The sequence below is a fragment of the Chitinophaga pinensis genome (genome assembly GCF_007896845.1).
GTDB classification, from domain to species: Bacteria; Bacteroidota; Bacteroidia; order Chitinophagales; family Chitinophagaceae; genus Chitinophaga; species Chitinophaga pinensis_C.
This window is the reverse complement of record NZ_VOHS01000003.1, coordinates 202,270-214,092: the sequence shown is the minus strand read 5'-3', so window position 1 is coordinate 214,092 and position 11,823 is coordinate 202,270. Positions and strand designations below refer to the sequence as shown.

The following is an 11,823-nucleotide window of genomic DNA, read 5'->3' as shown; positions in this document are numbered from 1 at the left end:
AGAAACGTTAATTAATGAGCTTAGATCTTTCCGCTGAAATCACCTTCCGCACAGCCAGAAGCGGGGGTAAAGGCGGACAAAATGTAAACAAAGTGGAGACCATGGTAGAGGGATATTTCGAGGTCGCCGCGTCAGTATTGTTAACCCAGGAACAAAAGACACTGGTACAGGAAAAACTGGCCCACCGCATCAATGCAGAAGGCCTGTTGCAGGTCCGCTCACAAGAAGAGCGTACCCAGCTGGGAAACAAACAACTGGTCATAAAAAAAATGAACGAACTGGTGAGTAAAGCACTCATCAAGCCTAAAAAGCGGGTACCTACCAGACCGTCTAAAGCGGTGCGGGAGAAAAGAATCCAGCTTAAAAAACAGCTATCCGAGAAAAAACAGCAGCGCCGGAAAGGGCTGGAATAGTTAATTTTGGAAAAATTTCAGGGCATTGAGTATAAAATCACTGGCAGGACAAACGATCTATTACGGCTTTAGTAACATTGCGAGTAAGCTGCTTAACTACTTCCTTACCCCCCTCTATCTGGAGCTGATGACACAGGCTTCCTATGGGGAGATGTCTACAGTATATGCCTATGTGCCTTTCATGAATATTATACTCACTTATGGGATGGAAACGGCCTTCTTCCGTTTTGCTAAAAAGGAAAACAGCCAATCCGTTCTGAGCACCTCAACAATCTCCCTGTTATTTTCGACCATCAGCTTTACCATCATATTGTTACTGTTCAGGGGATCGATTATCAATTCATATATCGGCGAACTGGGCGGACTTGGCGGGCATCCGGGATTTTATACCTCTTTGGTGCTGATCATGGCATTTGATGCCCTGACTGCGATTCCTTTTGCGCAACTGCGTATGGAAAACAGACCGGTACGCTATGCTTTTATACGTCTGACGGGTATTATTACCACTATTGCGTTTAACGTCATATTCCTCGTAGTAATCCCAAAACTGTATGCAGCAGGTCATACATGGCTGCCGGAGATACGTCCCGGTGGTAATCAGCTGGGGTATGTGTATCTGAGTAATATGCTGGGAAGCGGGGTTACCTTTTTATTATTCCTGCCACAACTGATGCGCATCAGCTGGAAATTTGACAAAGTCTTGTGGCGGCAGATGCTGAATTATTCCGTTCCGCTGATCTTCTTCGGCATGGCGGGTATGGTGAATGAGACCTTTGACAGGGCGTGGTTCCTGCCCGAATTCCTGCCGGGAAACGACCTGAACGACAAAAAAGAGCTGATCGGGATCTATGCAGCTAACTACAAACTGGCGATCCTGATCACTATGTTCATACAGGCATTTAAGTTAGGGGCGGAGCCGTTTTTCTTCAAACAAGCTGAGGGCAAGGATCCGCAGAAAATGTATGCCCGTATCATGAAGTTGTTTGTGGTACTGCTTTGCATGATGTTCCTGTTTGTAGGGCTATACCTGAACGTCTGGAAAATATTCCTTCGTAAACCGGAATACTATCCCGGCATGAAGATCGTGCCTATCCTTCTGCTGGCCAATATGTTCCTTGGTATTTACTACAACCTGACCATCTGGTTTAAACTGACTGACCGGACCAAAACCGGGGCGATGATCACAATCGTCACGGCGGTACTGGCATTTCTGCTGAACTGGTGGTGGATTCCTGTCATGGGGTATTTGGGGGCTGCACTGGCTACGATGGCCTGTTATTTTGTGCAGATGGCCATTTGTTATGTACTCGGACAAAAATATTACCCGGTGCCTTATCACCTTCCGCGTATACTCACCTACATTTTAGGCGCGGTAGGCACTTTCTATGTATATGACCTGTTGAACAGGACCCTGTTCTCTCCCCGTGACATCTATGCGCTGAGTCCATTATCGCTTACCGTGGCGACAGTTTTCTTCTGCGCGTATATCTGGTTCCTGCTAAAAATGGAGAAGAAAGAGTTTTCCAGGCTCCCGTTCATTGGCAAATACATAGCAAAAATCTGATTTCCCTATTGCAGGAAGGGGTTATGCTGCTTTTCGTATCCGATGGTTGTGGACTGTCCATGTCCCGGATATACCCTTACTTCATCGGGTAATACGAACAATTTCTCATGTATGCTGTTTAATAAGGTTTGATGACTGCCTCCGGGAAGATCGGTACGACCGATGCTCTGGAAGAACAGTACATCTCCACCAATCATAAATTTTCCGGTAGCGGAATAAAAGCATACACTGCCTGGTGAATGACCGGGTGTCAGCAGGACCTCCAGTTCGTCATCTCCGAAAGTTATCTTTTCACCATCTTCGAGGAAGCGAACCGGCTCAGGGGAGGGGTCAAATGGGATATTATACATTTTCCCTATTTCAGGAGAGCGGTCCAGTACAATTTTGTCCAGGGGGTGCATTTCCAGTCCTACGCCATATGTATCAGCCACCAGCTTATTGCCGAAAATATGGTCAATATGGCAATGCGTATTGAGCAGGCGTGTAACTTTAAGCCCCTCTTTTTCGATATAACTCAGTAATTGTTTCCTTTCTTCTTCAAAATAACAGCCCGGATCTATAATTATACATTCCTTTTTTTCGTTAATGAGTAAATAGGTATTTTCCTGAAACGGATTAAAGGTGAAATGTTGTATTTCCATCATTGTTGCCGATTTTTGCTATTTTTAATTCAGAACGCAATATTATCAATACTTTCTGTATGAACCGACTTATTACCAGGTTATTAATAATTACCGGTACCCTATTACTTGGCCCGTATCTATCTCAGGCACAGACCAATACCGTGGAATTTGGGCAGAACCGCATACAGCATAAGAATTTCAAATGGCGTTATTATCAAACCCGTCATTTTAATACGTACTTCAGCCAAAACGGTCTTGAGCTGGGGAAATATGTGGCACAGGTGGCAGAAAAGGAATTACCGCAGCTGGAGCAGTTCATGGAATTTACCTTTCGTCAGCGCGTGAATATTGTGGTATACAACAGCTTCGGAGAAATGAAGCAGTCGAATATAGGCATTGGCGTTGAATGGCAGAATACCGGGGGGATTACCAAGCTGGTGGGCAACAAGCTGATCGTCTACTTTGATGGCGACCACCAACACCTCTACCGTCAGATACGTGAAGGTATTGCCCGTGTGATGCTTGAAAACCTGCTGTTTGGAGAAGATATCGGAGAGTTTGCGGGTAATACGATCCTGATCGATTTCCCTAAATGGTTCACAGATGGATTTATTGCATATGCGGCTGAAAACTGGAACACCCAACTGGATGATGAGCTGAAAGATGCCATTCAATCCGGCAGATATAAAGACTTTTACCAGCTGGCCTACGAAAAACCAACTCTGGCCGGACATGCGTTCTGGTATTATGTAGAAAGTAAATATGGTAAGGATGCAGTGCCTTATCTGATGTATATATCCCGTATTAACCGTGCACTTAAAAAGGGCTTTGAGCAGGTACTGAACCAGAAACCTAAAAATGCGCTCAAAGACTTCATGATATTCAATACGAAACGTTATCAGGATGACAACCGCCGCCGTCGTCAAAGTACACGTGGTGCGCGTACCGTTGTATCCAGAGAATTGAACAAATCAGACTTCTATCGTTTCCAGGCTAACCCGAAGAGCAACTACTATGCGGTGGTTGAATTCTCCAAAGGCCTGTATAAAGTACAGATCCAGTTTGCCGACATGAAGCCTAAAGTGCTGTTGCGCAGCGGGGTAAGAATGCAGTCCAGCCAGCTGGACCCTAACTATCCGCTGCTGGCATGGAACCAGAAAGGTAATCGTCTGGCGATCGTGTATGAACATGAAGGAGTTACCAAACTCATGGTCTATGATCTGGTTACAAGAACCAGCACGAAAGAAGATCTGCCAAGGTTTGACAGGATCATCGATGTAAAATACTTCTTCGAATATGACAACTCCCTGTTGTTGTCTGCGGTGAAGAATGGACATACAGATATCTACACTTACAGCATCAACAAAAAGACGGCTGAACAAATCACTAACGATGTGTATGATGATCTGGATCCATCTTTTGTATCGTTCCCCGGTAAGAGTGGTATTATCTACTCTTCTAACAGGCCTTCACCAACTGCGAAAACAGGCGACACTATACTGCCTGCAGGGCATTATAACATCTTCCTGATCGACAACTTTAACAAGAGTGCGGACAAGCAGATATCCCAGCTGACAGACATGAAATATGGTGATGCCCGTTCACCATTACAGTATAACACAACCCACTTTACGTTTGTATCTGACGTAAACGGTATCCGTAACCGTTATGCAGGTTTCTTCAAAACTGAGAGAGCCGGAGTTGACTCCCTGTTCTTCGTAGGTTCTGAAATCCTCCACAACCCTGACAAAGCGGATCTTGATTCTGCACTGGCGGAATATGGTGCTACCGCTCCGGATTCTGTAATGGCTGTTTCTCTGACCAAAGACTCTACCTATACTTTCCCGATGTCGAACTACTCCTATGGTATCAAAGAATCCAGAGGGGCAGGTGACCAGTCAGAAGTATCTCAGGTAATTCAGCAGTATGGTTTCAAAAACCTCCAGAAACTGAAAATCGATACGGTAACACTGCGTAAGAGAAATGTCAACAGCCGTCCGACTACCTTCAGGTCTCGTCAGATGCATGAGGATAGTATTCGTCTTGGTCTGCCGACCTATCATGAGAAGGCCCAGACAGATACCGCAAAACATGGTGATTTCTTCCAGAGCGAGTTTGCGCAGGAAGCACCAGATACCGCAGCTGCCGCAGAAGCAATGGCATTACAAATCCCGCTGATAGAGCCGGTACTGAAAAAGGCCAAACTGCTGCCTTATAAATGGAAATTCTCATCAGATTACTTAATACTCCAACTGGATAACTCAGTCCTGATCAACAGATACCAGCCATTTACCGGTCCTCCGGTAAGTCCGATCAGACTGGCTGACCCTGTAAATGGTCTGATCCGTATCGGTGTGAGCGATCTGATGGAAGATGTGAAGATCAATGGTGGTTTCAGATTCCCTTCCAGCCTGGATGGTACTGAGTACTTTATCTCTGGTGCTTATCTGAAAAAACGCTTTGATTATAAATTCACTTACTACCGCAGAGTGGACAAATACAGCAGTCTCGGTACCGACGGTACTGTAGTGCTGGATTTCCCGGCCAAACTGAAAACAAACCTCTTCCAGTTCGACGTGCGTTATCCATTCGATCAGGCAAGAAGTATCCGTTTACAGGCAGGTCTGCGTAATGACAAGTTTGTTGTGGCAGCATCTGAGGCTACTACGCTGAAGATGAAAGACTATGCTGACAACTATGCATTACTTCGTCTGGAATATGTGTATGACAATACCATTAACCCAGCTACGAACATCTGGCACGGCACCCGTTATAAGATCTATGGTGATATGAATGCACAGATCAACGGTGACCTGAATGATATATTTGATCAGGGGGCTGCTGCTGGTAAAGGTAAGTTCACGTATAATATGGGTATTGACGTAAGACATTACCACTCTATTTACCGCAACTTTATCTGGGCTACCCGCTTCTCCGCTGACCTCTCATGGGGTACACGTAAGCTGTTATATTATCTGGGTGGTAGTGACAACTGGCTGACACCTAAAATCAATCCAAATACACCAGTGAATATGAACGCAAACTATGCTTATCAGACACTGGCAACACCACTGCGTGGTTACAAACAGAATGCCCGTAACGGTAATAACGTAATGGTACTCAATACGGAATTACGTCTCCCGGTATTTGCAACCTTCATGAACAAACCGATCAACTCACAGGTTGTCCGTAACTTCCAGGTGACCAGCTTCATCGACATCGGAACTGCCTGGAACGAGAAGCTGAGCTTCAAAGACGCCAATTACACTTACTATACAGGAAGTGATGGAACAGTAACGGTGAAAGTGAAAGAAGGTTTCCTCGGACCATTTGTAGGAGGTTATGGTTTCGGCGCCCGTACATCTCTCGCTGGTTATTTCCTGAGAATAGATGCAGGCTGGCCGGCAGTAGCATTCTTCCGTGGCAAACCAATCTGGTATTTTGGATTGGGAGTTGACTTCTAATAATCGGATTAATCTATAAAAAGCAGGGGCTCGTTGAATAACGAGCCCCTTTTGTTTTAATACAGGATAGGGATAAAAATGACAGCTCCTGTAATAGCTGCGATCAATGCCGCAACAAGTACCGCCCCCGCAGCAACATCTTTGATCCACTTCACCCGGGGGTGATAGTCCGGGGACAAATGGTCCATGATCTTTTCAACAACAGTATTCAACATCTCGGTAATCCACACCATGCCGATGACGATCAGTATAGGGAGCCATTGGCTGGCTGACAATCTGTAATAAAAACCGGCCGCTATCACCAGCACTGTTGCGATGGCATGAATACGTGCATGAGGTTCACTACGCAGAAAAGCTATAATTCCCTGAATGGCGTATTTAAAACTTCGTATACGTTGTTGCAGATAACGACCGGTTTGCATGAATATCTTGATTTACTGGTTTATAATTCTCCCCATTTAATTCTCCGGCTAAAGTACATCACAATGGCCAGTATTATGAAGAGGCCAAGACTCCCCATTAAGAGCGCCTGATCTTCAGAACGGATGATCACGTAGATAAATCCATAGAGCAAAGAAAGGGCTCCTCCGATACCAGCAGCCAGACGGACACTTCGTAATACGCTCGCCGTATAGAAGGAGACCAGTCCGATGGTCATAACAGCAGCTATCAGGTAAGCAATGCTAAAATTGAGTTGTTCAGCAAGGGCGATCAGCAGGGTATAGAATACACACAAGGCCACGCCTATCAATATATATTGTAATGGATGAACGGAATATCGCTGTAAGAGCTCAATGAAGTAATAAACAAGGAATGAAAGACCGATAATTAATATAGCGTATTTGACAGCACGGGTTGATTGCTGATAGGTATCGACAGGCAGGAACAGTTTCACGCCAAAGTCAGCAGAATGGAGGTTACTATTATTACCAACCCAGCTTTGTGGGAAATTGCGGTTCAGGTTGGAAACCTGCCAGGCAGCAGTAAAACCTTTGTCGTCCACGTTATGCGCATTGGGCAGAAAGGCCCCATCAAAACTTGGGTTAGTCCAGTTGGACTTCATTTCTACTGATGTTGTTTTTCCCACAGGAGAGAAGAACAACTGACCGGAGCCTTTCAGTTCGAGATTCACTGCAAAGTTGCCAGATACGATACCACTGTCAGACATTGATAAAGGCACCTTTACCTGCATTCCGTTAGGAAACAAATCAGCAGCAGCAATACCCGGGTTAAAATAATAGGTCTGTCCATTCCATTGTACACCCGCCTGATTACTGATACCGCGCATATCATTCACGCCAACGGCGAGATAAGCATCTTTCAATAATACTGCTGCCGGAGGGATATTTAATTCGCTGAGATCGAGTTTGGAAAAGGCGCCACTGATGTCGAGGCGGGAAGTATACACGGCTACTTCATAGATGCCTCTTCTACGGATTTCCGGCATCAACTGACCATTAACTTTCAGCTTTTCAGGCAGGAAGATGGCATTAGATACCACATTAGGTTTGCTGTAGTAGGGTATTACCAATACAGGACCGGTGATCGTCTGGGCATCTCCCCATTTACCACTCACTTCTCCTTTGGCTTCAAACTGACGTTGTTCTCTTTCAGATATCAGCCCCATAATCATATTAGCAGGTATCAGCAGTAGCAGGACCAGAATACCTATGAGCAGGGCTTTAATACCATAGGCATAACGTTCAAAAAAAGAGGGGCTGGGCTCTCCTGAGTCCGGGAGCTGGCGGGAGGATACATCACGGCTACCTGCGCCATCATTCATATTCGTTGTTTCCATATTAACTATATTTTAAAGTGCTTTGTATTTCAAAGTATAAAGGCAAAAAAAATCAATCCATAGAACGGATCATATTTTCGAGCGCGGCCAGGTGGCCTTTGAAAGCCTTTTCACCAGCCTTCGTAATAGAATAGGTTGTATTGGTTTTGCGACCTACAAAACCCTTATGTACTTTCAGAAAACCATTCTCCTCCAGTGTACTGAGATGGGAGGCGAGGTTACCATCGGTCAATTCCAGCATCTGCTTCAGGTCATTAAAGCTCACTTCCTCATTCACCATCAGGATGCTCATGACCCCCAGCCGTATACGGCTGTCAAATATCTTATTTAAGTTACCTATGGGATTGATCACGAGTTCATCATTTATTCAAAAAATTGATACCATACAGCACCGGCTCACTCTTCAGCTGTATTCCGCTCATATTTCCACCACATTACAATGCCGTAGAAGATATGCATGACACCAAAACCGACAGCCCAAAAGTAAAGCCCTCTGCGCAAAAAGAAAACATTTAATATTCCCAGGGCTATTTCTGCGATACCTAAATATTTCGTATCGGATACTGTATACTTACTGGCATTCAATACGGCCATACCGTAAAACACCAGACAGGAAGGCGCTATGAGTACATCCAGTCCGTTATACATAAGCCCCACTATAAAAGCACCACCAGCGGCCATAGGAATCATACCATTAATGAGTACTTTCCGGGAAGTGGCATCGTACACCGGCAGGTTATTCTTTTTGGCGCGTCTCCAGGTGAAATAGAGTCCGCCGGCAGCAGCCAGGAACATTACCACAAAGCCTAAAATGATCAGCTGCAGCCTGAGTAGCGAGAAATCACCATCATCATAATGACCTCTGACTTCCCATCTGTCATAGTATGCGCGGAAAAGGACCAGCGCAGTACCGGCACCTGCAAGTGCGGAAGCACCAGCAAAAACACCACTCAATCCGCTTAAGGATAAAAAGCGGCTGCTGCGCTCCATGATTCGTTTGATATCACTTAATGTTTGCAGGTGTTGCTGTTCTGTCATACTTAAAGTACTTTGTGAATCAAAGTTACATATTTTGGGGAGACGACAAAATATATTTTTCTTTTATGGGTCAGGACAGGAGGGAGGAGATAAAATATAGCCGGCAGCGTTTATACTGCCGGCTTGCGATGGAAATGGATAAGCATCTCAAATACAATGAGATAAAAGGTATAGGAATATAACAGCTAAAATGATTGTACTACAGCCACCACTACCATTCTTGTAGCGGCCCCGGCGAACGTGACCGGGAACGAAAGTGCCGTTTCTGCGGAAGTGCCCTTTGACCCAGCTCATAAATCACGTCTGTTAGTAGATTGATGATTAGCATCCAGCTTTTCATTGATGCTTTTGAGATGTGCAACGATGTCGTTGATCCTGAATATCCGTCTGGTTAATAATACACCCAGAACGAAGAAGAGTATCATAAAACCGAATGCGATAATTATTTCACTTAATCCTGTGGGCAATAGTGCGTTTAGTATGTTCATGAGGGCTTGTTTATAGTGTATAGGTTATCGAACTTTATAAAGTTAGTCTCTCAGCCACATATGGCCCACTACCCCGATCAGAAACAGGAAAAATCCCCTCCCTGCCAAAACCACTCCTCCAACACGCAAAAAAGGCCATCAGCAACACCGATGACCTTTTCAATATCCTTTATCCGTTATTTATCCCCTGGTTGCTTCCTCCAGCGCTGCAAGTATAATATCACAAGCCTGCCGGATCTCTTCCTCACTGATAATCAATGGAGGCGCGATACGCAGACATTCCGGCGCAAAGAGGAACCAGTCAGTCAGCAAACCTTTCTCTATACACAGATCAATGACTTTCTTATTCATGGTAAAGCTCTCGAATTCAACTGCCATCATCAATCCGAGAGAGCGGATATCTTTAATCGCGGGATGCTTCAGATATTGATGGAACAATTGTCCTTTTGCCTTTACCTTTTCGATGAGATTTTCTTCGAGCAATACCTTGAATCCTGCCATACCAGCTGCACAGATAACAGGGTGACCGCCAAAGGTGGTCATATGTCCAAGTACCGGCTTATTGGTAAAACTCCACATGATTTCTCTATCTGCTATAAATGCGCCCATAGGCATACCACCACCCAGCGCTTTCCCAAGCAATAAAATATCGGGTACTACGCCGGCCTGTTCGAATGCCCAGAGGCTGCCATTTCTTCCCAATCCGCACTGTATTTCGTCCAGTACCATCAAGGTGCCGGTAGCGGTACATTTCTCCCGGATGGCCTGTAACCATTCTTTTTGTGGTACTCGTACGCCGGCTTCTGCCTGTACGGTTTCCAGTATGATACAGGCAGTACGGTCGGTGATCTGGTCCAGCGCTTCCCATGTATTATATTGAAGATGTTGTATATCAGGTAATAATGGCCGGTAGGCATTTCTCCACGTTTCATCTCCCATAATACTCATAGCCCCCTGTGTGGAACCATGGTAGCTTTTTTCAAAAGCCAGGATCTGCGTTCTGCCGGTATAGCGTTTAGCCAGTTTCATGGCGCCTTCTACGGCTTCTGCTCCGGAATTGGTAAAATAGACACTGTTGAGTGAGGACGGCAGATGTTGGGTCAGCAGGGTAGCGAAACCAACCTGCGGGGTCTGGATCAGTTCTCCATATACCAGCAGGTGCATATACTGTTCTGCCTGTTCCTTTATGGCATTTACAACGGCAGGGTGGGAGTGTCCCACATTACACACGCTGATACCTGCGATCAGATCCATGATCTTTTTACCATCCGCATCCCACATATACATGCCGGAGGCCTTTGTTATCTCGAGTGCCATAGGGGCATCAGATAGCTGAGCCACATGGCGTAAAAATAGTTGTCTGTTATTCATGCTGACACAAAAATACGCTATACGATTTTATTTACTTTTGCGTTAAAATTTACTATATGCCTGTCATCTTACCGGTTAAAGGAATACTGCCTACAATGGGAAACGACTGTTTTATTGCGCCAAATGCGACTATCGTAGGCGATGTCGTAATGGGCGACCAATGCAGCGTCTGGTTTAATGCAGTACTCCGTGGAGATGTTAACAGCATCAGGATGGGTAATAAAGTAAATGTGCAGGATGGCGCTGTGATACATTGCACCTATGAAAAAACAAAAGCAATTATCGGCAATAATGTCTCTATCGGACATAATGCTATCGTGCATGGCTGCACTGTTGAAGATAATGTATTGATAGGCATGGGTGCTATCGTGATGGATAATGCGCACATTGGCAGTAATACCATCATTGCGGCAGGAGCAGTAGTACTGGAAGGTACTAAAGTAGAGCCGGGATCCATTTATGCCGGCGTACCTGCCAAAAAGGTGAAAGATATCAGCCAGTCCCTGATCAGTGGTGAAATAGACCGCATTGCCAACAATTATCTCATGTACTCCGGCTGGTTCAAAGAGGATGCCGGCAGCAAGTGACATATTTTAATTATCTTGCATTTATTAACACCTTACCCTATGAAAAAGCTATTATTCCTGATGGCGGTATGCGGCATTTTTGCCATCGGCTGCAAAACTGAGCGTACCGGTTGCCCCAACAACAACTACTATTCTGCCAAAAACGGAAAACAGAACAGATCATCTATCAAACAGATGAACGGAAGAGTATTCTGATAAATAAGCTACCCTATGAAAAGATTAGTACTCTTTGTACTGGTGCTGTCCCTCATCGGACTGTCCGCCTGTCGTACCCGTAAGACAGGTTGCCCTACGCCCCGCAAGAACTGGGGTGCAGAAAAACTGCTGGACGAAATGAGCGCTCCAAAGAAAAAGAAACGTCGTTGACAGCAGCAAGCACTTATACAAATAACTGAAATATATAATTTGACATAGGCAGGCATTCGGAACGAAAGCCTGTTTGGAAAAGGCTAATACCGGTCTGCAGCCATTTGCAGA

Annotated in this window: 12 protein-coding genes and 1 pseudogene; 6 read left to right on the top strand and 7 right to left on the bottom strand. The window is 45.2% G+C overall.

Annotation, left to right across the window (positions count from 1 at the left end):
* Positions 1 to 32: 32 nt before the first annotated feature.
* Together arfB and FEF09_RS04355 are read left to right on the top strand one after the other, a co-directional pair.
* Positions 33 to 413 (top strand): annotated as a pseudogene (arfB, locus tag FEF09_RS04360) (alternative ribosome rescue aminoacyl-tRNA hydrolase ArfB); the annotation flags it as partial.
* Between the two features lie 25 nt (positions 414 to 438).
* On the top strand, positions 439 to 1,977 hold the full coding sequence (locus FEF09_RS04355; RefSeq protein ID WP_146303974.1) for a polysaccharide biosynthesis C-terminal domain-containing protein: 1,539 nt from the start codon (positions 439 to 441) through the stop codon (positions 1,975 to 1,977).
* A 5-nt stretch (positions 1,978 to 1,982) separates the two neighbouring features.
* Here the strand turns inward: FEF09_RS04355 and FEF09_RS04350 are convergent, their stop codons facing one another.
* A complete protein-coding gene (locus FEF09_RS04350; RefSeq protein ID WP_146303973.1) occupies positions 1,983 to 2,621 on the bottom strand; it encodes an MBL fold metallo-hydrolase in 639 nt (212 codons plus the stop codon).
* A gap of 56 nt (positions 2,622 to 2,677) precedes the next feature.
* Here FEF09_RS04350 and FEF09_RS04345 point away from each other — a divergent pair, with 56 nt between their 5' ends.
* Positions 2,678 to 6,064 carry a hypothetical protein gene (locus FEF09_RS04345; protein WP_146303972.1) on the top strand — a complete coding sequence of 1,129 codons (3,387 nt, stop codon included), beginning with the start codon at positions 2,678 to 2,680 and terminating at the stop codon, positions 6,062 to 6,064.
* A 56-nt stretch (positions 6,065 to 6,120) separates the two neighbouring features.
* Here FEF09_RS04345 and FEF09_RS04340 read toward each other — a convergent pair whose 3' ends face one another.
* The 6 genes from FEF09_RS04340 to FEF09_RS04315 all read right to left on the bottom strand — a co-directional run bounded on the left by FEF09_RS04340 (position 6,121) and on the right by FEF09_RS04315 (position 10,705).
* Complete coding sequence (locus FEF09_RS04340) at positions 6,121 to 6,486, bottom strand: diacylglycerol kinase family protein (protein ID WP_146303971.1); 366 nt, start codon at positions 6,484 to 6,486, stop codon at positions 6,121 to 6,123.
* A 20-nt stretch (positions 6,487 to 6,506) separates the two neighbouring features.
* Positions 6,507 to 7,862, bottom strand: a complete 1,356-nt coding sequence (gene creD / locus FEF09_RS04335; RefSeq protein WP_146303970.1) for a cell envelope integrity protein CreD — start codon at positions 7,860 to 7,862, stop codon at positions 6,507 to 6,509.
* A 52-nt stretch (positions 7,863 to 7,914) separates the two neighbouring features.
* Positions 7,915 to 8,214 (bottom strand): winged helix-turn-helix domain-containing protein, encoded by a 300-nt coding sequence (locus FEF09_RS04330; RefSeq protein WP_146303969.1) that lies wholly within the window; start codon positions 8,212 to 8,214, stop codon positions 7,915 to 7,917.
* A 44-nt stretch (positions 8,215 to 8,258) separates the two neighbouring features.
* Entirely contained in the window at positions 8,259 to 8,900 is a 642-nt protein-coding gene (locus FEF09_RS04325) for a hypothetical protein (protein WP_146303968.1), read from the bottom strand.
* A 290-nt stretch (positions 8,901 to 9,190) separates the two neighbouring features.
* Positions 9,191 to 9,388, bottom strand: a complete 198-nt coding sequence (locus FEF09_RS04320) for a hypothetical protein (protein WP_146303967.1) — start codon at positions 9,386 to 9,388, stop codon at positions 9,191 to 9,193.
* A gap of 180 nt (positions 9,389 to 9,568) precedes the next feature.
* Entirely contained in the window at positions 9,569 to 10,705 is a 1,137-nt protein-coding gene (locus FEF09_RS04315) for an aspartate aminotransferase family protein (protein WP_261387327.1), read from the bottom strand.
* 110 nt (positions 10,706 to 10,815) lie between these two features.
* Here FEF09_RS04315 and FEF09_RS04310 point away from each other — a divergent pair, with 110 nt between their 5' ends.
* Genes FEF09_RS04310 through FEF09_RS30595 form a run of 3 tightly spaced genes read left to right on the top strand, consistent with a single transcriptional unit; the run spans position 10,816 to position 11,712 of the window.
* Positions 10,816 to 11,346: a gamma carbonic anhydrase family protein gene (locus FEF09_RS04310; protein ID WP_146303965.1), complete on the top strand. Its 531-nt coding sequence runs from the start codon at positions 10,816 to 10,818 to the stop codon at positions 11,344 to 11,346.
* Positions 11,347 to 11,385: 39 nt separating this feature from the next.
* Positions 11,386 to 11,541: a hypothetical protein gene (locus FEF09_RS30600; RefSeq protein WP_177222805.1), complete on the top strand. Its 156-nt coding sequence runs from the start codon at positions 11,386 to 11,388 to the stop codon at positions 11,539 to 11,541.
* 15 nt (positions 11,542 to 11,556) lie between these two features.
* Positions 11,557 to 11,712: a hypothetical protein gene (locus tag FEF09_RS30595; protein WP_012788102.1), complete on the top strand. Its 156-nt coding sequence runs from the start codon at positions 11,557 to 11,559 to the stop codon at positions 11,710 to 11,712.
* Positions 11,713 to 11,823: the final 111 nt, after the last annotated feature.

Bases quoted from the DNA above. Each gene is read 5' to 3' on its own strand.
- FEF09_RS04315 (WP_261387327.1), bottom strand. From the start codon at position 10,705: ATGGCACTCGAGATAACAAAGGCCTCCGGCATGTATATGTGGGATGCG.
- creD (WP_146303970.1), bottom strand. From the start codon at position 7,862: ATGGAAACAACGAATATGAATGATGGCGCAGGTAGCCGTGATGTATCC.
- FEF09_RS04340 (WP_146303971.1), bottom strand. From the start codon at position 6,486: ATGCAAACCGGTCGTTATCTGCAACAACGTATACGAAGTTTTAAATAC.
- FEF09_RS04350 (WP_146303973.1), bottom strand. From the start codon at position 2,621: ATGATGGAAATACAACATTTCACCTTTAATCCGTTTCAGGAAAATACC.
- FEF09_RS04325 (WP_146303968.1), bottom strand. From the start codon at position 8,900: ATGACAGAACAGCAACACCTGCAAACATTAAGTGATATCAAACGAATC.
- FEF09_RS04310 (WP_146303965.1), top strand. From the start codon at position 10,816: ATGCCTGTCATCTTACCGGTTAAAGGAATACTGCCTACAATGGGAAAC.
- FEF09_RS04320 (WP_146303967.1), bottom strand. From the start codon at position 9,388: ATGAACATACTAAACGCACTATTGCCCACAGGATTAAGTGAAATAATT.
- FEF09_RS30595 (WP_012788102.1), top strand. From the start codon at position 11,557: ATGAAAAGATTAGTACTCTTTGTACTGGTGCTGTCCCTCATCGGACTG.
- FEF09_RS04345 (WP_146303972.1), top strand. From the start codon at position 2,678: ATGAACCGACTTATTACCAGGTTATTAATAATTACCGGTACCCTATTA.
- FEF09_RS30600 (WP_177222805.1), top strand. From the start codon at position 11,386: ATGAAAAAGCTATTATTCCTGATGGCGGTATGCGGCATTTTTGCCATC.